Here is a 23651-nt window from a genome sequence, read left to right on the forward strand (position 1 = left end):
AATGTCCGCACGGATGAGCACCGCCACGACGAGGTCGTTACGGAAACACGACCGCTCTCACCTGACCGAGCCGTGGCCATGCAAACCAGCGCTGGCGAGCACCTGGCCCCGCCGCATCGCGGAGCACGATCGTCGGCCCACCGTGACAACGACAGGTGTCACCGATGAGGCGACCCGTCGTGGTCAACACGCGCGCCGCGTCGACCGACCCGGCATCCGGGAGCTCGGCCAGAATTTCACGGTCGGCAAGAGGACCGCTGTCCTCACCACCTTCGACAATCTGCACGGCGTGTGCCCGAGACCAGACCTCGTCGAGCCACTCGATCATGGGGACATCCTGCGCCACCCTACGATCATCGCAGGCGCGCTCACGCCGACCACCCACACTCAGGACACAACGCACTTTCATGCCGCTGGTCGAGGGTTCGGCCTGAAGAGCTGTTCCCGAGATGATGTTGGTGTGGTCGACCAACGTGCCAGCTTCGAGTTGCTTGACAGCGACGCCCTGGAGCAGTCCGCGGTGGTGGCGAACTGCGCCATGAACCGCGAGCGGCAGCTGTCCGGCGTCAACAGCTACACCAGGGAGCTGGGGTTCAACCCTCTTGACGTTTTCGCCGCCGGCCCTGTTGGCGTCGGCCGGGCTGAGCCTTTGGCAGTCGCTGGCTGGTTGGATCTGTGCTGCGGTACTGGTCGAGCGCTGATCCACGCTGCCGAGGAGCTGCGGCTGGCAGGGTTGACCGAGCGGACAGTCCTCGTCGGGGTGGACCTGGTTGACGCCTTTGATCCCGTAGCGGCACCGCCGCTGAACCTGGAGCTGATCTGCGCCTCCGTGGCTAACTGGGCACCAACGCGGACGTTCAACCTGATCACCTGTCTGCACGGACTGCACTACGTCGGCGACAAGCTCGCCGTCCTGACCCGTGCGGCCGGCTGGCTGACTCCCACCGGCCGGCTCGTGGCCGACCTGGACCTGTCCAGCATTCGGCTTCCCGACGGGCGACCCGCTGGGCAGCGCCTCACCGCCCATCTCCGCGCCGCCGGGTTCTCCTACGACTCCCGTCGCCGCCGGATCAGCTGCACCGGCCGCCGCGACGCCCGCCTCCCGTACAAATACCTCGGCGCCGACGATCGCGCTGGTGCCAACTACACCGGACAACCCGCCGTGCACTCCCATTACGCCGAAGACCACTGACCGCACCGACAGTGTCCGCATATGCCGCAAAGTGCCCGGCGCGGCTGAAGCGCTACGCGTCCCGGAAGACCCGCAGCCGCGAAGCTGCGATGCCTGTCCCATGCTTGCGCCAGTTGCTCGTCAGACAAGCGGTGCAGCACGTAGACGCGAGGGTCGAAGTCCCATGACCCGCCATCGTCGTCATTGGTAACCATGACGAACCAATATTCGCGACCGCCATAAAGGGCGACGCCGGTGATAGCGCCGTCGTACCAATCGCTGAACCACTCTTTCCGGACGCCGCCTAGCTCAGGCAGACCCGTAAGGCGCGCAGCGGCATGCACATCGTCCACCGTACTGCCGGGCGCCGGCTCAAGAAGCCGGTCTCTCTTCTGCCGCCGACCGCGCGGGCTGCGCCTCGGTACCGGGTCGCGTTGACTGACGTCGGCCTCGCTCTGCTCGATGAGGACGTGCCGAAGCGGAGCCCCAAGGCGCCTGGGCGACGCCAGGGCCACGGGCCCAGAATTGGGGGAGCAGGGCGTGAGCAGCCGGGTGGCCTGGCGCGGTGGCAGCCGTTGAGCTGAGGTTGAGCACGCCCTGGTGTGGTGCCAGGGCACAGCTGTGAATCGCATTGCTTCGGTCCTGTCGTGCCTGCCAGGATGCCCGTCATGTCAATCGCCGAGATGTCTGCGGAGGATGCGCTGGTCGCGCTGCACGGGTCGCTGGATGAGCGGCGTCGGCCGGAAGAGGTCGCGCATCTGGTGCTGCGGGTCGTCGGCGGCCAGTTGGGGCTTCGCGAGCGGATGACGTTGGGGCGGGCGGCCCGTGCCGCGGCGCGGTGGAACGGGTGGAGTTCCATGTCGACCGACTTCGCGCGGCCGGTCGGTGCTGCTCGTCAGGTCGACGCGGCAGTGCGGTTGTTCGAGCTTCAGCAAGGCGGCGTCGACCCGGAGGATCCGGCTTCGCTGCTCGATTTCTCGGCCCGTCTGAGCGAATCGCTGGGCGCCGCCGATCCGGTGCGGTTGGACTTTCTGCAAGACCGGTTGAACCGCGAGGCCCGCGCCGCGGTGGGGATCGAACTGTCGAAGCGGCAGTACAACAGGCGGTTCCGGGTGACGCAGCGACTCTCGGCGAAGGCTGACCGGCTGGCGGTCGAGCAGACCAAGCGGCAACTGACGATGGTCGCGCGGGCCGGGTTCGCGGCGAGCATCGACCGGAGCGCCTTCCTGGCTGATCCGTGGGCCGGCTGTTTCGTGGCGTACCTGACCGCCAAGCGCAAGCTGCGGCGGGAGTTCACGCTGGCGGGGCGGGACAATCCGTACGATGACATCGCGGATCTGCTCTTCCAACGCTGTGCCGCCGACTCGGCGACGGACTGGTGGATGATCGCGCAGGCATATCCGACGCCGTCCGTGCTGGCCCGGCTGACTGACGCCCAGCGTGGTGAGCTGCTGGGCCGATGGTGGACGACGATGCGCCAGATCGCCGCCCTGCTCAAGCGGGTGTGGTCGGCCAGCGAGTTCGACCAGGCGACAATGATCGTGCGGCGGGGTAACGATTCGTCCACGTGGAACCTGTTGTGCGGCGCGTACAACGCCGCGAGGGCGGCGTGGATCGCGACGCTCGACGCCACGGGCAGTCTCGTGCTGCTGGACACCTCCTGTCCGGGCAAGTCGATGATGTTGATCGCGGCGGACCTGGCCGCGTGGCATCGGTCGACCGGCGGCGGCCTGCACCCCGACGTCGGCGTGTGGGCGCGGCTGCCGCTGCCGTGGGACGTGCTCGACGGCACTGCCACCTGTACCCGTGCCGACGTGGACGCGGCGTGCGGCGACGGTGGCGTCGACCCGGTCGCGTCGGGTTGGTCGGGGCCAAGGGCGCAAGCAGCCGTCGGGGCGTTCCGGCCGACGCCCGAGTTGGTGCACGGGATCTCGATCGTGGACCCGGTATGGGCGTCCATCCTGGGTGCCGCCGGGGCGTTCTCCGGAGGGAAGGTCAAGGGCGGCCTGAAGCTGCCGCTGATTCCGGCGGATGTCGTGGTCAGCGACCTGCCCGAACCGGGTGGACACCCCGGACCGTGATCGGGCAGCATGGTCGGTGTCCGTCGTAGCTCAGTGGTAGAGCGCCCGGCTTCTACCCGGGTAGACGCTGGTTCGAGCCCAGTCGTCGGTGCGCGTAAAGATCCGTTGTAGCTCAGTGGTAGAGCACCCGGCTAGGGACCGGGAGGACGCCGGTTCGAGCCCGGTCAACGGATCTCCCGCCGTAACCATCCGGTGCGCCGAGGAGTAGCGTGAATCGGACATCGACCGCAGTACCGAGCCGGCCGCTCACGAGCGGTCGGCGGTCGGCGGCCCGTTGCGAGCCCGGCCCAGGGGGAGCAGGTGGGGAGCAGCGGGGTGCCCTGAGCCGCGCCCGAAGTGCTCGTTGACCGCAAGCCCGGCGAGGCGGCGTCTTGTGACGACACATGACGATGGATACGGTCAACGCGCTCGTCACGCTTCAACGGGGGTTGTCTGTGTCGACTGTCATCACGCCTGCGGCTGCCCGCTGGCGCGCTCGGCTGACCGTCCTGATGCTCGGCGCGTCCTGCCTCGTCGCCGTCTCCGCACCCGGCCCGGCCACGGGTGCCGGACCATCTGTCAGCCGATCGGCAGCCAGTCAGCTGGCCGCCATCGAACCGCCAGCTGACATCGTGTCCCGGATCGCCGGCCGGCCGCATCCCCGACTGCTCGCCACCGCGGAAACCTTCAACAGCGCGCGGAACCGGCTCGCGACCGACAGCCGGGCACAGCGATGGTTCACCGCGGTACGGGAACGCGCCGATCGGGTCCTCGACACCAACGCGGAGAAGTTGCCGACCAACGAGCGGTTGACGAGCGGCGAGGTCACCGCCGACGACGTGAAGCGCCGGATCTACGCGCTGGGTCTGGTTTGGAACATCTCCTCCAGCGGAGGAACCAACCCGCAGGAGTACGCCCAACGCGCGAGGGCGGAACTCATCGCCGCCGCCAGCCTGCAGACCTGGAACCCGCACAGCAAGTTCCTCGACGTCGCGCACATGACTCACGCCCTCGCGATCGGCTACGACTGGTTCTACCAGTTCCTGTCCGCAAGCGACAGGACGACGATCCGCGACGCGATCATCAGGCACGGCATCGATGCGACCCTGCCCCTGCTGGGCGGAGGAAACTTCACCGCGCCGCACAACTGGAACATCGTCTGCAACGGTGTCGCGCTGGGAGCGCTGGCTATCGGCACCGACGCTGGCGACGCGGCCCGCACCAAGGTCAACGATCTGCTCGTCGGCAGCGTCCGCTCCATCCAGTACGGCATCGCGGAGTACGGCCCCGACGGCGCCTATGCCGAAGGTCCGGCCTACTGGCTCCTCGCCACCGAATACCTCGTCACCTGGCTGGCCGCCTTCACCACCGCGACGGGCACCGACTTCGGCGTCTCCGGCCTGCCCGGCCTGGCGAAGACCGGTGACTTCGCCATCCACGTCAGCGGACCGAAGGGATCGCTCTTCAACTACGGCGACGGCGGTACGGGCTTCTACAACTCACTCACCGCCGGGGGCCGGCAGGTGCCATATCTGATGTGGCTGGCCCAGCGTTACCAGCGGCCCGAATGGGCCGCCTGGGCAGCCGCCCGGGCCGACGAGGGCGCCACGCCGCTGGACATCCTCTGGTATGACCCGGCAACCGCGACCGGAGCCACCCATCCAGCCGCGACCGATGCCTACTTCCGGCATGTGGAGGTGGCCACGGCGCGCAGCGACTGGGCCGATCCGAACGGCGTCCATGTCGCCACGAAGGGACTGCGAGCCGGTTCCGATCCGGTCGCCGGCCACCAGAACCTGGACGCCGGTTCGTTCGTCCTGGACGCGGGCGGGACACGCTGGTTCGAGGAGCTCGGCGCGGACGACTACGACCTGACCAACTACTTCACCTGGCAGAGCAACACCGGCGGCCGGTGGGACCACTACGTGAACCACCCTCAGGGGCAGAACACCATGCTGCTGGGTGCGGGCCCGACGCCATCCACCGCCCTGGCCCAGGGCGCCCGGATCGTGTCGACCGGCTCTTCCCCCCAGCAGTGGCATGCCATCACCGACCTGACCGCCATGTACGGCGGCCGGGTGCAGCAGGCCCGGCGCGGCATCCAACTCTTCGACGACCGTCGTCAGGTGCTCGTCCAGGACGAGGTGCGGTCCACCACGGCGATCGACTACCGGTCCTTTCTGCACACCCGCGCCGACGTCGTGATGGCCCCGGACGGGCGGTCCGCGACCCTGCACCGGGGGGACGAGCGCCTCGCGGTGCAACTCGTCGGCCCAGTCGGTGCGAAGATGTCTGTCGGACTTCCCGCCCCGATGCCGGGCAGCCCCAACCCGCCGGGGCAGAACTCCCAGCCGGGGCTCCGGAAGCTCGTCGTAGACCTGCCCGGTGTCACCAACGCCACCCTGGCGCTGCGCCTGGCCCCGTTGTTCGGCGGCGAGCAGCCGCCAGCGGAGCCGTCCCTGACACCGCTCGCCAACTGGTCCCTGCCGGCACCACCGACGACCCAGCTGGCCGGGTTGCACGTCAACGGCGTACCGGTGGCCGGTTTCACGCCGAGCCGCTTCCGGTACGAGGTGGTGGTCGCACCTGGCACCACCGATCCACCGCAGGTCACGCCGGTGAGCCAGAGCGGCGGGTACGCCCAGGTGACCCAAGCGGCCGAACTGCCCGGCACTGCCACCGTGGCCACCTACCGCCAGGACGGGGCCGCCGGTCCGAGCTACAAGGTCCACTTCCGGGTGCCGGGGAAGACCCGCAACTCGTTGCCCATCGCCTCGGTGACCGCCGGCGAGTCCGCCAACCGGGCCGCGGCCACCATAGACGCCGACCTGGGCACCACCTGGGCAGGCTCGACCCTCGACGTCGACCTCGGTGCGCAGCGCACCGTCGGTGCGGTGAACGTCGCCTTCGCCTTCGGTTCGCAGCGAAGCTTCGCATTCGACGTGCTGACCTCCACCGACGGCACCAACTGGCAGACCGCCGCGACGAGATCAGTCTCCTCCGCCGCCACGGACAACGCCGAGGTGTACCCGATCACGCCGACTACCGCTCGCTATGTTCGCATCGTCGGGCAAGGTAACTCGTCCACCAGTTCCACTGTGGTCGCCGAGCTCCGGATCTACGCCAACACCACCGACGCGTACGCGGACATGCCGGCCCGCCGGATGACGCCGGCAGCCGACGCCTTCGTCCGCTGTGGCAGCGAAGCCGGCACCAACTTCGGCAAGGAAAAACAACTGGAGATCCGCAACCATCCGAACGACCCGACGGTCAATGCCTCGCTCCGGCGGTTGAGCTACCTCCGGTTCGAGCCGACCTCCGTCCCCGGCACGGTCCGCAGCGCCACCCTGTGGCTCTACGGCGGGATGGCTACCGACCCCGACGTGGACTTCACCACGTCCGCTGTCCTCAGCGTGAAGGACCCGTGGGCCGAGACCGGGATCAAGTGCGACGGCCGCCCGGCGTTGGGCACGATACTCGGCGTCATCGGCATGGACGAGCAGAAGATGTGGCGTCGCCTCGACCTCACCAGCCATGTCAAGGACCAACTGGCCGCCGGCAAGCCCATCAGCATCGGCGTCGCCCAACTGGCGGCGGGTTACGGCCCGTGGGTCGGCCTCAACAGCAAGGAGGCCGACTTCCAGCGGCCATTCCTCGAGTTGACGGTCTCTTGACCGGGAGCGGAGCCGGTGCGATGGCTTTGGCATGGCGCGCCTGCGGGCGGTTGCGGGTACAGCGCCCGCTGACGCGACCAAGGAGGCGCAAGGGCGAAGTGGTCAGGTGGCGCTGTTCCCAGGATGGTCGGCGCCGGCCGGCGTCTCGGGTTGCCTAACGCCGCGCCTGCAGGTGCTGTAGATCGACGTAGAGCGTTTCGGGTGAGCGGGCTGAAGTCCGGACCGTCTGGAGACCTCTTCGGCGGATCCGAAGGCGTCAGCACCGGCGCTCGGGTTGTCAGTTGGGTGGCGAGCGATTCGCCGAACTGCGGCTGACCCGAGGGCGGCAGACGTGAAACCGTGGTGCGGTCCTCACCGGGGCTGTGGATGATGGTTGGCGTGACTGGGAAGGGCAGCGGGTCCGCGGAGCAGCGCCTGTACGACGCTGTGGCGCATTGGAACACCGACACCGGGTACGGCATGGCGGACCTGATCCATGCCGCTTGTCAGGCGCTGATCGACGGGCTGGACTCGCCGACGTTGCGTGAGCTCGCCGGTGCGTCGGCGCATGACTCGTCCTGGGATATCGGCGATCTCGTCGGCAAGTCGCTTGAGGAACTAGGGATTCCCTATCCGGGCACTGTTCCTCCAGGCTTCGCCCTTGCCGCAGGTGGAGGAGTCGCCCGCCGGCCGGGAGTCGACTCTCTCCGTCTGGAGGTATCGCCGGTGCCCAGCCACGCGGGCCGCGGATTCCAGGTGCGGGTCTACGTCAACGGTACGGAGATGACCTCTGCCGGAGCGGGTCTCGGGATGGACCCGTACGACGTCCTTGTTCCCACCAATCGTCTCGTGGCCGCCTCCGACTCCGAGCCGTGCACCGTTCCGATCGCCCGATGCGAGTGCGGTGTCTACGGCTGTGGATCCACAGACGTCACCATTGCGCGGGATGGCGATCTGGTGCACTGGGACTGGTCGCTGGAGGTGCCCATGATGCGGGGCGTGTCGTTCGTAGCTGCGGAGTACGACGTGGAAGTCGCACGGGTGGCCGCCGATCATTCGTGGGAGACGCCCGAGCGAGCAGCCGGACGACGTGTCCTGACGGACGTGGACCGCGAGCGGCTGCTTACCTACAACCTCCGACCGAGTTGGGTCGCCAACGATTACCGCGATCAGGAGCTGTTTCAGGTCGCCCTTCAGCTCGACGGTGACTACCAGATCTTCGTCGGCACCCCGTGGCGCGGTCGCAGCGCCGAGGAGTTGGCGGGCGAGGTGTGCGCCACCTTGGCACTTCCTCCCAGCGCCTGGCACGCCACCTGGCAGGCCATCATCCCCACGCTGACCAGACCGCCGAAGATCGCGGGGCCTTCCTGGCGACCCGCGCGGTTCTAGCAGCAGCTAGCGAGACGCCTGAACAGGCGGCGACTTGCTCGGGCGGCGTGATATTTGCCAAACGTATAGAAACCCGCGACCGGCGATTGCTAGGCGTCGCGGCGCAGCGTGAACCAGAAGGTCGGCACCGCGTTGGTGCCCGGTGTGACGTCGATTAGTTCCCAGCCGGGGAACCTGGCGCGGAGCTCGTCGGCTGTGACGCCCGCCGCCCACGACGTGACTTCGGGGATCGGATTGCCGAGCGGCTCCGGGCCGTACCCGAACATCAGCAGCCGTGCTCCGGGAGCGGCGCGGTGGGTGAGGCCGGCGGCGTAGGCGTCGCGGCGGTGTAGCGGGACGCCGCAGTAGCAGCTCAGGTCGAAGAACAGGTCGAAGGGGCCCGGCACGTCCAGCTCGTCGAGGCGGGTGGCGTCTCCGTGCAGCAGTCGTACCGCCACTCCCGCCGCCGCAGCCTTCTCCCTGGCCTGGTCGACGGCGCGGTCGATCAGGTCGACGGCCGCTACCTCCCAGCCGTGCCGTGCGAGGTAGATGGCGTTCGTCCCCGTGCCGCAGCCGAGCTCGAGGGCGCGGCCGGGCGGCAGCGCGCCGTGCCCCTCGACCAGGTCGACCAGTTCAGGCGGCGTCACGCCGGTGTCCCACGGAGGCTTGCCGGTGCGGTAGTAGCCCTCCAGTGCGCGGTGGACGGCCTCCTCCTCCGGGTCTCGCTGCGTCGACGGCAGGTCCGGTTGCGGCTTCTGGGTGGCGTTGGTTTGGCTCACCGTCTCCTCCAAGAATTTAGAGTTGAACTCTAGTGACATACTCTAAAGATAGACTCGCAATATGGACACGGTCAAGCGGCCGGACAAGCGAGCCGAGCGCTCACGCCGCACCCGCGAGAAGGTCGTCGAGGCGGCTCGCGAGCTGTTCCTTGCGCAGGGTTACGGGGCGACGAGCCTGCAGGAGGTCGCGGACCGCGCGGGCGTGGCCGTCCAGACGGTCTACTTCGTCTTCCGCAACAAGCGCACGCTGTTCAAGGACGTCGTCGACACGTCCATCGCCGGGGACACTGAGCCGGTCGCCACAATGGATCGCGAGTGGTTTCGCGCCGCGTGCGCCGAGCCCACCGCAGCCGGGCAATTGCGCGCGCACGTCCACGGCACCCGCGAGATCCTGGGCCGGGTCGCCCCGATCATGCCGCTGATTGCGGCTGCCGCAGCCACCGACCCTGAGATCGCCGTGCAGTGGCCGGACGGCCCTGACCCGCGCTACACGGTGCATCACGCAGCTGCCGAAGCCTTGGTCGGCAAGCCCGACATCCGTCCCGGCCTCTCCACCGAGATGGCGGCGGACGTGCTGTTCGGCCTGCTCAGCCCGCAGCTCTACCTGATCTTCGTCCGCGACCGCGCCTGGTCAGCGGACACGTGGGAAGAGTGGGCCCGCACCGCCTTGACCTCCCAACTCTGCGCCGAACCAGGCTAAGCGGACGGACGTCACGATCGTCCTCCAGCCCGCGCTCAGCAGCGCGGCCACTCTCGTTGTGACAGGTTCACGCGGAGTTGCGCCACTTGCGGCCGTGCCGGCCGATGAGCCGGTCGGCGTCGGTCGGGCCCCAGGAGGCGGCCTCGTAGGTGGGGATCGGCGAGTTGTCCTTCTCCCAGTTGTCGATGATCGGGTCGACGATCCGCCAGCACTGCTGCACCTCGTCGCTGCGGATGAACAGCGACGCGTCACCGATCAGCGCGTCCAGGAGCAGACGCTCGTACGCCTCCGGGGACTCCTCGACGAACGTCTGGTCGTAGGAGAACTCCATGGTGGCGGTGCGGACCCGGAAGGAGTGGCCCGGCACTTTGGCACCGAAGCGCAGGGAGATGCCCTCGTTCGGCTGGATCCGCAGGATCAGCGCGTCAGCCTCGAGGCCGGTGAGCTGGTCGGTCGGGATAGGCAGGTGCGGCGGCCGCTGGAACTGCAGTGCCACCTCGGTGAGCCGGGCCGGCAGGCGCTTGCCGGTGCGTACGTAGAACGGCACCCCGGCCCAGCGCCAGTTGTCCACGTTCAGCCGCATAGCGGCGTAGGTCTCGGTCCGCGACAGGGGGTCGACGCCGGCTTCCTCGCGGTAGCCGGCCATCAGTTCCTCGCGGGTGCCGCCCCGGGTGTACTGTCCCCGGACCGCGGCCTCGGCGATGTCCCGGTCGGTGGGGAGCCGGATCGCCTGCAGCAGCTTCACCTTCTCGTTGCGCAGGCCCTCAGCCTCGAATGAGGCAGGTGGCTCCATCAGTGCCAGCGCGAGGACCTGGAGCACATGGTTCTGCACGATGTCCCGCATCGCGCCGGCGTCTTCGTAGAAGCCGCCGCGGCTGCCGACGCCGAGGGTCTCGGCGACGGTGATCTGCACGTGGTCGACCCAGGAGCGATCCCAGATGGGCTGGAAGATCGAGTTCGCGAAGCGCAGCGCCAGCACGTTCTGGACGGTGTCCTTGCCCAGATAGTGATCGATACGAAAGACCTGGTGCTCGTCGAACGCGCTGTGCACGACGCCGTCGAGCTCACGGGCCGTGACCAGGTCGCGCCCGTACGGCTTCTCGATGACCAGGCGGGAGAAGGAGCCTTCGCGTGGCTGGTTGAGCCCGACACCGGCCAGTCCGTTGATCACCGGCGCGAAGGCCGCGGCCGGGGTGGACAGGTAGAACAGCCGGTTGCCGGACGTGCCCCGCTGTGCGTCCAGCTCGTCGAGGGTCTTCACGAGCCGCTCATAGGTTTCCGGGTCGTCGTAGCCCCCGGCCACGTACCGCACGCCGCCCTGGAGTTGGCGCTTGCTGGCGATGGTGCGTTCGCCGAGGGCGCTCTCGGCGAACTGCTCGTCGGTCATCGACGTGCGCGCGACGCCGACCAGCGCGAACTGGTCCGGGAGTCGCTCGTGCCGAGCCAGGCTCTCGACTGCGGGCAGCAGCTTGCGCCGGGTCAGGTCACCGGAGGCACCGAAGATCACCAGCGTGGCCGGCGGGGCACTCCGCTCCTGGATGAGCTGAGATGCGTGGTCCATAGTCTGCGTTCCTCCGGGCACAAGGGGTGTGGGTTGGGGGTGCCGCGCTGTCATGCCAGGAATTGTGCGGCTATGGCGGAAGTGTCCGGGGGCCACGCGGCATGGCCCGTTGGTCGCGGAGCTTGAGCGTCGCATGCCGGGCTGACGGGTAGGTGATTCGGTGCGGTCTGTCGGCGTGCGGGGTGGGCTACGAACGATCGTGGCCGGGCAGCCCGCGGAGATCAACGGGCTCGCCGAAAGAGCCGTCGGGAACCGCCAGGGTGCGGCCGGCGGGCCCGTCCGGGACGCCGAGGCCGTGAACGGGCCGGCCTCTCAATCTTCCATGAGTGCAGGCGTTTTCGGAGGTAAGGGGTTGGAACGCCGCGGCCTTCACGCCGCCCGGGTGGGCCAGTGCGCTTCTGACGCGTGGTCCAGGTGGCGGCGTGCCGCCGAGATCGACATCCGGGCGTGTTCCTTGGCGCCCACCTGTGCCACGAGGGTCGCCCGAGGGATCTCCAGGGCGTAGGGAATTCCGGGCGGTAGGGCGGCGAGGATGCCGCGCACGTCGATGCCGCCCTCGCCTGGAAAGAGACGCTCGAAGCGTGCCGTGTGGATGAGCCCGTCGACGGTGGCAGGCACGTTGGCTGCGGCGTCGCAGACGTGCGCGAAGTGGAGCCAGTCGGCTGGCAGTTCACGAAGGTCGGCCAGACTGGATCCGGAGCGGGCGAAATGCAGCAGGTCGATCAGTATCCCGGCGTTGGGCTGGCCAGCGGCCCGCAGTACCCGCGTGGCCTCGCTCAGGTCGGGCGTCTCCGTCCATGACGGAAACTCGAGGTCAATTGTCAGACCCAGTGGTCGAGCCAGCTCACACAGTTGGGCGAACCGGTCGATCTTTCGGGCCCGGTCGGGGTCGGGCAGCTGGGTGATGACGTGTCGGGCACCGAGCTCGGCGCCGGCCTCGAGGAAGCGTTCGAAGTCGTGGGGGTCCTCGTGCGGGCCGATCCGTGCCAGTTCGATGTCCAGCACGTCGATTCCGGTGGCCGCAAGACGTACCTTCGTCGTCCTCATGAGTGCCGGATCGGTCGCAAGGGGATAGTGCGGCTCCTGCGGCGTGACCCGGGTCAGGCGCAGACCGACGTAGCGGTATCCGGCCTCTGAGGCCGCTTCCACCAGTTCCGGCGGAGACAGGCTCAACGCGGTCAGGTGCGCCAGCGAGTAGTCGTGCGTCGCGACGTTCGGTGGCTGGGGCGTCTCCCGTAGGACGATCAGGCGGCGTTGTCGATGCGCGGCCATACGTACCGGCGCGGCGTCGGTGGCGCCGTACCCGGCATATCCGCCGATCCGCTGTACGACCTCGAAGAAGATCCGGGAGCCGAGCATCTCGGTGTGGAAGTGCAGGTACTCACCGTGTGCGTCCCGGTCGTAGAGGATCGAGTGCTCACGCATGGCCGCGAGTAGCTCCGGTTCCAGAGCGAGTCGGCCGTCGAGGTCGTCGTAGTAGTTCTGCGGAATCGTCAGTACGGGGGCGCCGAGTTCGCGCATCGCCTTCGCGCTGGCGATCACGTCGTCGCTGCTGAAGGCGAGATGTTGCGGGCTCGGGACGGCGGGCGCCCAGGTGCCGCGTCGCAGCGGCGCTGTGTTGAGCGTGATCCGGAAGCGTTGGTCCGGGCTTGCGGCGGCCCGGCTGCGAATCAGCCCGAACGGCGCGGCGACCTCCGTCGTGGCGTCGAAGCGCAGCCCGAGCACCGAACGGTAGAAGAGGGCGACGTGGTCGAAGTCGTCGACCGACGCGGTGAGCGACACGTGATCGGTGGCGGTGACCAGGCCGTCGTCGCGGGCCGTGATGCCGGTGGGGGCGAAGTCGTCGAGCCAGCTGTCGTCCGCGCCGGTGCGGCAGAAGAAGACGGCGGTGCCGTCGGGTGCGGCCACGGAGCTGAGGTCGGCCTCCTCGGGCTGGCGAAGGCGAGGCAGGACGGGTGCCAGCATCTGCTCCGCGCGTTCGGCCGACGCGGCGGGGTCGCTGCTCTCCACGGCCAACGCGCAGATCGCGGCCGTGCCGGCGGTGACTGTTCGCTGTGGTGCGAAGTTCAGCAGAACTCGGGCATTGCCCTGTTGCCACAGCTGCACCGGCTTGGACCGGTGTTGCCCGCAGTGGGCGAAGCCGAGTGCGGTCAGGGCCCGCGCAACGAGAGGGCCGGAGATCGGGTCGACGGCCAGTTCGGTGAACACGTGCGTACCGAGGCGTGGGGTGGGCCGCAGACCGAGTGCCCGCAGCCGTTCCCGGACGGGCGCGGGACCCTTGGCCGTCACGGACTCCTGGAGGGCGAGCATCGCGCGCATCCCGTCGATGGCGGCCTGGCGTGGATCCGCCTGACGGTAGACATCGTTGAACGCCTCAAGGGACATCGGTCCCGCATAGCCGGTAGCCAGGGCGTAGCCGACGAAGCCGGTCAGGTCGAACGAGCCCAGCCCGGGCAGCAGCCGGTGGTGTCGGCTCCACTCGGCCACGTCTGTCTTCCGCCGCGGCGCGTCGGCGAGTTGAAGGTGGAACACCTTCTCGCCGGGGATGACCCGGATCGCGGACGGGTCGTCATCACGGGAGAGGACGTGGAAGCTGTCGAGGCAGAGACCGAGTGCCGGATGATCGGCGCGCCGGACGATCCGCCAGGCGTGCGCATAGGCGTTGACGAATCTGCCCCAGGCCTGGGCTTCGTACGCGATTCGCAAACCTCGCCGATCGGCCCGGCCGGCCAGCTCGCGCAACTGCTCGGCGGCCAGGTCGTCGTCGTCGACCGCGTCTGCCGACTCCGACGAGCAGACCAGCAGGGTGTCGACGCCGAGCTGCTCGAGCACGTCGAACTTGCTCTCCGCGCGACGCAGGTTGGCGCGGAACAGGTCGGGTGGCACCGCCTCGAAGTCGGAAAACGGTTGGTAGGCGGCGATGCGGAGGCCGCGCCGGGCGCACTCCTGCCGGATCCGCGACGGCGACCACGCCGAGGCGATGAGGTCGCTCTCAAAGATCTCGACCCCGTGGAAGCCCGCCGCGGCGGCGGCGGCCAGCTTGTCCTCGAGGGTCCCGGAGAGGCAGATGGTCGCAATGGTCAGCTGCGGCGCCGCGCCTGCCCCGTCGGTCGGGCCGGTCGAGGAGTCACCGTTGGTGACGAACATGTGTGCTCCGCCTTCCGGGTGGGGGGTGGACGAGTTCATAGAACTGACGCAGCATCCGTTCGGCGTCGGGCTCGACGGCGGTGAACAGGCGGAAGGATTCGGCAGCCTGGAAGGCCGTCATCCGGCCCCCGTCGAGCACCTGGCACCCGCGGGCGCGTGCGGCCACGATCAGCTCAGTGTCGAGCGGTCGGTAGACGACGTCGGCGACCCAGAGCCCCGGTCGCAGCAGCTCTACGGGGAGCGGCAGACCGGGGTGGCCCTCCATTCCGGTCGGCGTGGCGTGGGTGAGGCCGTCGGAGTCGCGGATCGCGTCCGCCAGGTTGCTCATCGGTCCCGTCTCGGCCCGACGCTCGCCGAACCGTCTGGTCAGGCGCCGCGCCAGCGCGTCGCTACGCCGCGCGTCGGTGTCGAACACGCTCACGGTTCCCGCTCCGAGCGACAGCAGGCCGTGGGCGACGGCGGCACCCGCGCCGCCGGCACCGAGCACTACCACCCGATCGAGTGCCACATCTGGCATGCCCGTGGTGAGGGCTTGGACGAAGCCGGGTAGGTCCGTGTTGTGGCCGACCGCACCGCCGTTGGTAAAGAGCACCGTGTTGACCGCACCGACGGCAGCGGCGTCGGGGGAGACGACGTCGAGGTGCTCGATGATGAGCTGCTTGACCGGGTGGGTGACATTGACGCCGTCGAAGCCCGCGAGCCGGACCGCCGCCAGCACCTCACCGACAGCCGTGGCCGGCACCCCCATGACGTCGAGGTCCAGGATGCGGTAGCTGTATCTCAACCCGAGCGCATCGGCCTGCCGCTCGTGCAGGGCGGGGCTCAGCGACGTGCCGATCCCGGAGCCGATGAGGCCGACCAGGGTGCCGCGGCCGTTGCGGACTGTCACCAGATTCCCTCCCGAGTCGACAATGTACGAACCGGTTAGTTACTTATACGCGGGGACCGGTGTGTGCGGAAGGGGCGGCGGCGATCTCGGTGGCTACAGTGAATTCACCCCGATGGGAGGAGCCGTTGATGCCACGGACACCGGCGGTCGTGGCGGCGCCTGCCGCCCGGGACGCGGACCGGACACGGTCGGAGATCCTCGCGGTCGCCACGTCAGAATTCGCCGACAAGGGGTTCGCCGGCGCACGCGTGGACGAGATTGCCGCGAGGACCCGCACGACGAAACGGATGATCTACTACTACTTCGGTGGCAAGGAGCAGCTCTACATCACTGTGCTCGAGCAGGCGTACGTGGGCATTCGGGCGTTGGAGCAACAGCTCGACGTGGAGCATCTCGATCCGAGCGACGCGATCCGGAAACTGGCGGCGTTGACGTTCGACCACCACGAGGCCAACCCCGACTTCATCCGGCTGGTCAGCATCGAGAACATTCATCGCGGCCGGCACATCGCCCGCTCGAAGATCCTGTCCGGGCTGGCCAACCCCGCGTTGGACGTGCTGGCCCGCATCCTGGAACAGGGCCGCGTCGCCGGCCGGTTCCGCGCCGACGTCGACCCCGTCGACGTCCACATGGTGATCAGTGCGTTCTGCGTGTTCCGGATCGCCAACCGGCACACCTTCGATGCGATCTTCAAGCGGGACATGCTCGACCCCGTCCGCCGCGAGCACTACCGGACGATGCTCGGTGACGTCGTGCTGGCGTACCTGACCGCGCGGTGACGGACCGCCGCGTGGCGCCGGGACGCACCACCGTGTCCCGGCGCCGGCCGGCTATCGGCAGAACGGGCCGCGCCCCATGGCGGACTCGATGCCGCCGAGGACGTGGTCGAGAAAGTGCCGGTCGCCCGTCATCGGGGCTTCCGTCCAGGCCTCCACCGCGTGGCCCAGCGTGGTGACCCAGGACCGGCCCCCGTCGTAGTACTGGCACCAGGAGACGGGGTGGTTGGCACCGTGGCCGGGGTGCCCGCTGCCGCCCCGCGGCCCCTCGGGCAGCGTCGACTCGTCGACCTTGGCGAGCACGCGGACCTGACTGGGGAAGGGAACCAGGTTGTACCACTCGTCGGCGAAGTCCCAGCGTGCCGGCAGGCCTGCGGTGGAGACGTCACGCCGGTTGGTCGTCACCACGGTGCCAGGCTGGTTACGGCCATGGTCGTAGTAGTTGGCGCCGCCGAGCAGCCCCTCGTACCACTCCCAGTTGTACTCCGTGCCGAAGGCGTTGTGGACGCCCACGAAGCCGCCGCCACCGCGGACGTACTGCCGCAGCGCGGTCTGGGCGGCGTCGTCGAGGGTGTCGCGGGTGGTGCTCATGAAGATGACAGCGTTGTACCGGAAGAGGCGCGACGGCGAGGAGAGCTGGGTGACGTCCTCGGTCCAGTCGACGGCGAAATCGTGCTCGGCGCCGAGCTTGACGAGGGCGCTCTGCGCGGCGTGCTGCGGGGTCAGTGGTGGGTTGAGCCCGGGGGCCAGGGCAGGGCCGAGGTGGGCGTGGCGGGGGCCGGCGGTGCGGCTGTAGACGAGGACGCGGTATCCGGTCGTGGGGTCGAAGTTGCCCCAGTCGTGGTAGCAGTCGGGATCGGTGCCACGGCAGACGCCGTAGTCGGGTCGGCCGAGGTTCTCCGCGCCCCCGTCCTTCTGCGGGGGCCTCGCCCGCTCGGCGACGCTGGGCACGGAGGTGCCGAGGAGCATGACGGCGGCGGTGAGGGCAGCGCCGAGAGCCGCGCTGAGGACTGTGGTACGCCGTAAGGGCATGAGTGCTCCTTGTGCAGGGACGGCGTGTGGTGGTGGTGGGCGTCGCGTTCAACGCCGGGCACGAGGTCCGTCAGGTGGACCATTCGTACCGTGTAGAGGTACGCCGAATATATCGACGGTCGAACCACCCAGCAAGACAGAAACCGTTGCATCGCAAGGGTTTTCGCAGCGTCGAGAGGTGCTGGGACGCAGCCGTGTGCACCCTGCGCGGTGGCGCGGGGTGGCCGGCGTCGGGCTTGGCGTTCGTCAGGCGTTTCCCAGGTATGTCGGCGTGATGGTCGGCGGCATCGGGCCCTTGTTGCGCCGCCCCTGTCCGGTCTCCTCCCAGGCGTGCGCGAGGATCCCGACGCTGCGGCTCAGCACGAACAGCCCACGGGCCAGCGGGGGAGCGAAGCCCAACTCGCCGTAGACGACGGCCGTGCAACCATCCACGTTGATCGGTACGGGCTGCGAGCGTTCGCGCGCGAGGATCGCCTCGACCGCGATCGCCGCGCTGAGGTAGGCCCCCTCGGCCACGCCGTCGGCGACCGCTTCCTCGACCCGACGCAGCAGAGGCTCACGGCGCGGATCCACGTGGTGGAACCGGTGCCCGAATCCGGGCAGGTACCTCGACTGGGCGCGCCACTCGTCGACGACCGATTGGGCGGCGTGCTCCAGTGAAGCGCCGACCGCGTGGCGAGCCGCCACCTCGCCGAGCATGGTCAGACACTGTTCCCCGGCGCCGCCATGCACGTCGCCGAGAAGGTTCACCCCGCTGGCGACGGCGTTGTTCAGGCCGATGCCGCAGGTGGCGGCCATCCGGGCGACCGCGATCGACGGCGCGTGCGGGCCATGGTCGACGGAGGCCACGAGGGCGGCCTCCAACAGCCGCTCCTGACCTCGCGTTGGTGGCTGTCCCCGCAGTAGCAGCCAGATCACCCCGACGAAGCTCGTGTCGCCGATGACCTCCTGGATCGGGCGGCCGCGCAGCTCGATGACGTCGGGCTCGACGCGGGATACGGCGGTGGCCCACCAGTCCGCGACGTCCCGTACTGTCGGCGACCCGCTCACGACGCCGCCACCCCGTCGGTGGCGCCCAGGCTGGCGTTCTCGGCCAGACCGAGTTCCCCGTTGTGCTCGCCGAGCAGTGGCGGAGCCGACTCCGGCCGCAGTGGCGCTCCGTTGACGAGCACACCGTTGCCGCTCACCCGCAGGGTCCGTTGTGACTGCCCGGGAAAGGGCAGATCGGTGAAGAAGCCACGCGAGTGGAGCTGTTCGAGCTGGACCGCCTGCGGGACGGTCAGGATCCGCGCGGCAGGTACACCCGCACCGGAGAGCATTGCTTCCCACTCCACAGCTGGGCGCCGCCGGAGCGCATTGTTGATTTCACGGTTGAGCGCCGTCCGGTTGGCCTTGCGCGCCTCCCGGTCGGCGAACCGCTCGTCGGTGACGAGGTCCTCGCGGTGAACGAGCCGGCACAGAGCCTCGAACTGCTCCTGCCGGTTCGCCGCGATGTTCAGTGGACCGTCCGCGGCGTCGAACGTCCCCGACGGCGCGGCGGTGGCGTTCTGGTCACCCATCGGCTCGGGTGGTACCCCGCTGACGAGGTAGTTGGACGCCGCCCAACCCATGGCCGACAGAGATGCCTCCAACATGGAGACGTCAAGGAAGACCCCTTCACCGGTCCGGGATCGACCAGTCAGCGCCGCGCAGATCGCCATGGCAGCCACGAGACCGCCGACCGAGTCGGAGACGGGGAAACCGACCCGCAGTGGCGCCGTCTCCGGTGTGCCGGTGATGCTCATCATCCCTGAGAGGCCCTGGATGATCTGGTCGTACGCCGGCGCCTGACTCATCGGGCCGGTCTGCCCGAAGCCCGAGATGGCGCAGTAGACCAGGCGCGGGTTGATCCGGTGCAACACGTCCCAGCCGTAGCCGATCCGGGTGAGCACGCCGGCCCGGAAGTTCTCGAGGAGCACGTCGGCATCCAGGACCATCCTCTCGAAGGCCGCCCTGTCGGCCGGGTCCTTCAGGTCGAGTTCGATCGACTTCTTACCCGCGTTCTGGGCCAGGAACGAGGCGCCCATCGCGGTGCGGTTCAGCGCGGCTTCCGGCCCGAGTCGGCGGGCCAGGTCGCCCTGCCCGGGTTTCTCGATCTTGACGACCTCGGCGCCGAGCAGCATCAGGTGGTAGCTGCAGTAGGGCCCGGCCAGGACATTCGTCAGGTCCAGGACTCGGATGCCGTGAAGCGGTCGTTCGTCCATGTTGTGTGCCCCTCGGTCGGTGTCGGCGGCCGAAGCCGGGTGTCGCCAGCCGGCGACTAGCCTGCGAGTGGGTGGTCGAAGCCTTTCTCCGCCAGGCGGGCCGCCGCATCACGCAGGGCCTCGACGAAGGTCTCGATCCGCTCGGGTGTGAAGCGCAGGGTCGGTCCACTGAGGCACAGGGCCGCCACCACGGGGACGGATCGTCCGCCGATCGGCACCGCCACCGCCGACAGGCCCGGCTCCCGTTCGCCGGCGCTGGTCGCGTAGCCCTTCAGCGCGGCGTCGTCGATCCATTCACGCAGGGTCGCCACATGTGACGCGCCGCCGGGTGCGGTCGCCGCGATGCGACCCAGCAGGGCCTCGGGCGCGTCGCGGAGCAGGATCTTGGACGACGCGCCGGCCCACATCGGCAGTTCGTCGCCGACGCGTACGACGTGCCGCAGTGCCTGGGGACTCTCCTCCTGGGCGACGCAGACCCGGTAGATGTCGCGTGTCATGTACAGGTTGACGGTCTCGCGGTGCGTGGCCGCGAGTTCGCGCATGAGCTGGCGGGTGTCGGCCGGCACCTCCCAACTGCGGTGGGCCAGATGCGCCCAGCGCCACAGCCCGGGCCCCGCCGTGTAACCGTGACTGGTCGCCCAGAGCAGACCGTTCTGCTCCAACGTCTGGACCAGCCGGATCGCTGTCGTCTTCGCCAGCCCGGTCTGCTCCACGATCTCCCGGATCGTGACCGACGGGCGATGCTCGGTCAGCAGGGACATGATCTCCATCGCGCGCTGGACGCTGCGGACGCCGCCGGCATCCGCAGCGTCGGGAGTGGAGCGTCGCAGGGACGGGCCTTGGTTGGCCGCGGATGCCATGGTCTCGGGTCCTCCGTCTGGGTTCACACCCCTGTAACAGATTTGGCATCGCCTATTGCCAGGGGCCCTCGCCGCCCGTACGTTACACCTAGTCCACAGAGCGGTCCAGCAGTACCACCAGGCGGTCCACCTTTCAGGAGGGACGATGCTCGACGACCGGATCAAGACTGCGACGCCCCCCGATGTGACCGAGGTCGGTTGCCTGATCGCCGGCGAGTGGATCACGGAAGGGGCGCGTGCCGCCAGGGTCGGTCCGTGGGTCAGGAGCACTGTCAGCGCCGCCCGGCAGGCGACCGACGAGGACGCCCGCACCGCGCTCGCCTACGCACGCGGCGGCGCCAAGGTCGTCGCCCGGATGTCTCCGTCAGCTCGCGCGCAGGTGCTGGAGCGGGCGGCGGTCGCCGCCTCGGCGCAGCGCGACCGTCTCGCCCGGCTGCTCGCGCTGGAACTGGGCAAGCCGATCAGGGACGGGCTTAATGAGATCGACCGGGTTGCCGACACCTTCGCGGTGTCCGCCGCCGAGGCACGGCGGATCGGTGGTGAGGTGCTGCCGGTCGCCGGTTGGGCCCGGGGTGTCGGCACGACAGCCCTGACCCATCGCGCACCCGTCGGCGTCGCGTTGGCGATCACGCCGTTCAACGCGCCGGCCAACCTGCTGGCCCACAAGCTGGCCCCCGCCTTCGCGGCAGGCAACACCACCATCGTGAAGCCACCACCTCAGGCACCGGCGGCGTCCGCCGCCGTGGTGGCGCTCCTGCTGGAGTCAGGGATGCCGCAGGAGGCCGTCCAGGTGCTGCACGGTGACGGCAGCCTCGGCGGCGTGCTCTGCGCCGCGCCGGAAGTCGGGGTCATCAGCTTCACCGGGAGCGTCACCACGGGCGCGGCGGTCGCCCGAGCGGCTGGCGCCAAGCGGCTGGTCCTGGAACTCGGCGGCAACGCCGCCACGATCGTGTGCGAGGACGCCGATGTCGCCGCCGCCGCCCGCATCTGCGCTGCCACCGGCTACAGCAACTCGGGTCAGAGCTGTATTTCGGTGCAACGCGTCTACGTCCACCGGGCACGGTTTGACGAGTTCCTGGAAACCTTCACCCGCGAGGTGCGGAAACTCGTCGTCGGCGATCCGCTCGATCCGGCCACCGACGTCGGCTCGATGGTCGATGACGACGCCGCCGAGCGCGTGGTCGCCTGGGCCGCCGAAGCGGCCGACGCCGGGGCGACCATCACCACCGGTGGACGTCGCGACGGCGCCACAGTCGCCCCGACGGTCGTCGCGTCCCCACCTGCCGACGTGCGGCTGATCCGGGACGAGGTGTTCGGGGCGGCCGTCAGCGTGCTGCCCTACGACGACTTCGCCGACGTGGTGGCCGCGTGCAACGACAGCCGGTACGGCCTTCAGGCCGGCCTGTTCACAAACGACGTCCGCCGGATCGTGACCGCCTGGCGCGAACTCGAGGTCGGTGGCCTCGTCGTCAACGGCTCGTCCAACTTCCGGCTCGACCATGTGCCGTTCGGCGGGGTCAAGGACTCCGGGTTCGGGCGTGAGTCGCCGCGCTGGATGGTCGATGACTACACGGTGGTCAAGACACTCCTGCTGCGCGGCATGTCCCTGTTCGGCGACCAGGAGGGCACCCAATGAGCGTCGATCAACGTGTGGACACCACCACGACCGGTGACCGCCGGGTGTCCGCAGCGGAAGCCATGGTGGCGCAGCTCGAAGCCTACGGTGTGGAGTACGTCTTCGGGACCTGCGGGCACACCAACATCGCCCTGCTGGACGCCATCGGGCGCAGCGACATCCGGTTCGTCATCGGCCGACACGAGCAGGCCGCGGCGCACGCCGCCGACGGGTACGCCCGGGCCACCGGCAGACCCGGCGTGCTGCTCCTGCACGTCGGCCCCGGGATGACCAACGCGGTCACCGGCGTGCTCACCGCCGCCATGGATTCTGTTCCGTTGGTGGCCATCAGCGGCGACATCCCGTCGTACTACCACGGTCGGCACCCGCACCAGGAGATCAACCTGCACGCCGACGCCGACCAGACCGCGATCTACCGGCCGTTCGTCAAACGGGCCTGGCAGGTGCACCGGGCGGCCGATCTGCCGCGATTCACCGAACGCGCCTTCTGGACCGCGACCTCCGGGCGCCCCGGCGCGGTGCTCCTGAGTGTGCCGATGGACCACTTCTCCCGCCCGGTCGAGCCGGAGACCGCCACCGCGTACCCGCTCGCGGCCCAGGAGCGCCCCGGGCTGCCGGCGGATGTCGCCGGGCGTATCGCCGACCTGTTGGTCTCCGCCGAACGACCGCTGGTCTACCTCGGCGGCGGCCTCCGTCGCGGGCCCGGACTCGCCGCCCTGCGCTCACTCGTCGAGCACCTCGACATCCCGGTCGCGCACTCGCTGATGGCCAAGGGCACGCTGCCCGACAGTCATCCGCTGCTGCTTGGCATGCCCGGCTTCTGGGGCCTGGAGATCACCAACCGCCACACGCGGGAAGCCGACGTGGTGTTGGCGCTGGCGACCCGCTTCGCCGAGACCGACGCCAGTTCCTGGGACCGCAAGCACACCTGGCAGTTTCCACCCGGCAAGCTCATCCAGATCGACATCGACCCGGCCGAGATCGGCCGGAACTTCCCGGTGACCCTCGGTGCCGTCGCCGACGTCACCAACGCTGTCACGGCCATCGAGTCGGCTGTCCGCAAAAGGGAGCCAGTCGCGCGGCGGCGGCCCGGGCTGCGGGAGACCATCACCGCGACCCGCCGGACCCTCTTCACCGAGAGCCGGGAACGTGGCACCAGCGCGCAGTTCCCGCTGCGGCCCGAACGGATCCTGGCCGACCTGCGCGCGATCCTCCCCTCCGACGCGGTCCTCGTCACCGACGTGGGCTGGAACAAGAACGGCGTGGCCCAGTGCTACGAACTGCCCGACGAGGGACGGTTCATCACACCGGGCGGCGCCTCGACGATGGGGTTCGGCCCCGCAGCCGCAGTGGGCGTGCAGATCGCCCAGCCCGAGCGCACCGTGGTCGCCCTGATCGGCGACGGCGGGATGAGCGCACAACTACCCGCGGTGCCGATGGCCGTCGAGCAGGGCGCCCCGGTGATCTTCGTCGTCATGAACAACCGCTCGCACGGCACGATCTCGGATCTGCAGGCGACGAACTTCGGGCAGAGCTACGGCTGCGACTTCCTCGGGCCGGACGGCCTGCCCTACAGCCCGGACTTCGCGGCCTACGGCCGGGCGTGCGGCGCGGACGGCCACACGGTCGCCAGCGCCGAGGAGTTCGGCACCGCGCTGCGCGCCGCCCTGGCCAATCGCCGGCCGGCGGTGCTCGACGTACCCATGATCAACGAACCCGTGCCGACACCCGGCCACTGGAACATCAAGGACATCTACCAGGGCGTCTTCGACTGAC

16 protein-coding genes and 2 tRNA genes are annotated in these 23651 nt (G+C 69.3%); 10 read left to right on the forward strand and 8 right to left on the reverse strand.

The features are described from left to right. Nucleotides 1-13 precede the first annotated feature (13 nt). The 6 genes from ACLJOK_RS04740 (at nucleotide 14) to ACLJOK_RS04765 (ending at nucleotide 8273) form a co-directional block, all read left to right on the forward strand. Entirely contained in the window at nucleotides 14-1192 is a 1179-nt protein-coding gene (locus ACLJOK_RS04740) for a class I SAM-dependent methyltransferase (protein WP_410816373.1), read from the forward strand. A 647-nt stretch (nucleotides 1193-1839) separates the two neighbouring features. Next, the gene (locus tag ACLJOK_RS04745) at nucleotides 1840-3252 is read left to right on the forward strand and encodes a hypothetical protein (protein WP_410816374.1); all 1413 of its coding nucleotides are present in this window, start codon (nucleotides 1840-1842) and stop codon (nucleotides 3250-3252) included. A 20-nt stretch (nucleotides 3253-3272) separates the two neighbouring features. Next, nucleotides 3273-3343, forward strand: a tRNA-Arg gene (locus ACLJOK_RS04750). Nucleotides 3344-3353: 10 nt separating this feature from the next. Further along, a tRNA-Pro gene (locus ACLJOK_RS04755) sits at nucleotides 3354-3425 on the forward strand. A gap of 261 nt (nucleotides 3426-3686) precedes the next feature. Then, nucleotides 3687-6905, forward strand: a complete 3219-nt coding sequence (locus tag ACLJOK_RS04760; protein WP_410816375.1) for a discoidin domain-containing protein — start codon at nucleotides 3687-3689, stop codon at nucleotides 6903-6905. 459 nt (nucleotides 6906-7364) lie between these two features. Further along, nucleotides 7365-8273 (forward strand): hypothetical protein, encoded by a 909-nt coding sequence (locus ACLJOK_RS04765; protein WP_410816376.1) that lies wholly within the window; start codon nucleotides 7365-7367, stop codon nucleotides 8271-8273. A gap of 89 nt (nucleotides 8274-8362) precedes the next feature. Here ACLJOK_RS04765 and ACLJOK_RS04770 read toward each other — a convergent pair whose 3' ends face one another. After that, nucleotides 8363-9031 (reverse strand): SAM-dependent methyltransferase, encoded by a 669-nt coding sequence (locus ACLJOK_RS04770; protein ID WP_410816377.1) that lies wholly within the window; start codon nucleotides 9029-9031, stop codon nucleotides 8363-8365. Nucleotides 9032-9092: 61 nt separating this feature from the next. On the opposite strand from ACLJOK_RS04770, the gene ACLJOK_RS04775 reads away from it, so the two are divergent. Further along, the gene (locus tag ACLJOK_RS04775) at nucleotides 9093-9731 is read left to right on the forward strand and encodes a TetR/AcrR family transcriptional regulator (protein WP_410816379.1); all 639 of its coding nucleotides are present in this window, start codon (nucleotides 9093-9095) and stop codon (nucleotides 9729-9731) included. Nucleotides 9732-9798: 67 nt separating this feature from the next. On the opposite strand, the gene zwf is transcribed toward ACLJOK_RS04775, so the two are convergent. The 3 genes from zwf to ACLJOK_RS04790 form a co-directional block, all read right to left on the reverse strand. Further along, on the reverse strand, nucleotides 9799-11292 hold the full coding sequence (zwf, locus tag ACLJOK_RS04780) for a glucose-6-phosphate dehydrogenase (RefSeq protein ID WP_410816381.1): 1494 nt from the start codon (nucleotides 11290-11292) through the stop codon (nucleotides 9799-9801). Nucleotides 11293-11661: 369 nt separating this feature from the next. Next, nucleotides 11662-14439, reverse strand: coding sequence for a TIM barrel protein (locus ACLJOK_RS04785; protein WP_410816382.1), 2778 nt, complete (start codon nucleotides 14437-14439; stop codon nucleotides 11662-11664). Then, nucleotides 14420-15328, reverse strand: coding sequence for a shikimate dehydrogenase (locus tag ACLJOK_RS04790; RefSeq protein ID WP_410816384.1), 909 nt, complete (start codon nucleotides 15326-15328; stop codon nucleotides 14420-14422). Before ACLJOK_RS04790 ends, ACLJOK_RS04785 begins: the two co-directional genes overlap by 20 nt. Nucleotides 15329-15456: 128 nt before the next feature. On the opposite strand from ACLJOK_RS04790, the gene ACLJOK_RS04795 reads away from it, so the two are divergent. Next, nucleotides 15457-16107, forward strand: a complete 651-nt coding sequence (locus ACLJOK_RS04795) for a TetR/AcrR family transcriptional regulator (protein ID WP_410816386.1) — start codon at nucleotides 15457-15459, stop codon at nucleotides 16105-16107. A gap of 51 nt (nucleotides 16108-16158) precedes the next feature. On the opposite strand, the gene ACLJOK_RS04800 is transcribed toward ACLJOK_RS04795, so the two are convergent. The 4 genes from ACLJOK_RS04800 to ACLJOK_RS04815 form a co-directional block, all read right to left on the reverse strand. Continuing rightward, on the reverse strand, nucleotides 16159-17136 hold the full coding sequence (locus ACLJOK_RS04800; protein WP_410816387.1) for a ThuA domain-containing protein: 978 nt from the start codon (nucleotides 17134-17136) through the stop codon (nucleotides 16159-16161). 246 nt (nucleotides 17137-17382) lie between these two features. Beyond that, nucleotides 17383-18186, reverse strand: a complete 804-nt coding sequence (locus ACLJOK_RS04805; RefSeq protein WP_410816389.1) for a citryl-CoA lyase — start codon at nucleotides 18184-18186, stop codon at nucleotides 17383-17385. Further along, nucleotides 18183-19379, reverse strand: a complete 1197-nt coding sequence (locus tag ACLJOK_RS04810) for a CaiB/BaiF CoA transferase family protein (protein WP_410816391.1) — start codon at nucleotides 19377-19379, stop codon at nucleotides 18183-18185. The genes ACLJOK_RS04805 and ACLJOK_RS04810 overlap by 4 nt, the downstream gene beginning before the upstream one ends. 56 nt (nucleotides 19380-19435) lie before the next feature. Next, the gene (locus ACLJOK_RS04815; protein ID WP_410816393.1) at nucleotides 19436-20239 is read right to left on the reverse strand and encodes an IclR family transcriptional regulator; all 804 of its coding nucleotides are present in this window, start codon (nucleotides 20237-20239) and stop codon (nucleotides 19436-19438) included. 145 nt (nucleotides 20240-20384) lie between these two features. Here ACLJOK_RS04815 and ACLJOK_RS04820 point away from each other — a divergent pair, with 145 nt between their 5' ends. Then, complete coding sequence (locus ACLJOK_RS04820) at nucleotides 20385-21875, forward strand: aldehyde dehydrogenase family protein (protein ID WP_410816395.1); 1491 nt, start codon at nucleotides 20385-20387, stop codon at nucleotides 21873-21875. After that, complete coding sequence (locus ACLJOK_RS04825; RefSeq protein ID WP_410816397.1) at nucleotides 21872-23650, forward strand: thiamine pyrophosphate-binding protein; 1779 nt, start codon at nucleotides 21872-21874, stop codon at nucleotides 23648-23650. The genes ACLJOK_RS04820 and ACLJOK_RS04825 overlap by 4 nt, the downstream gene beginning before the upstream one ends. Nucleotide 23651 lies beyond the last annotated feature (1 nt).

The sequence above is a fragment of the Micromonospora sp. 050-3 genome (assembly GCF_046549335.1).
GTDB classification, from domain to species: domain Bacteria; phylum Actinomycetota; class Actinomycetes; order Mycobacteriales; family Micromonosporaceae; genus Micromonospora; species Micromonospora trifolii.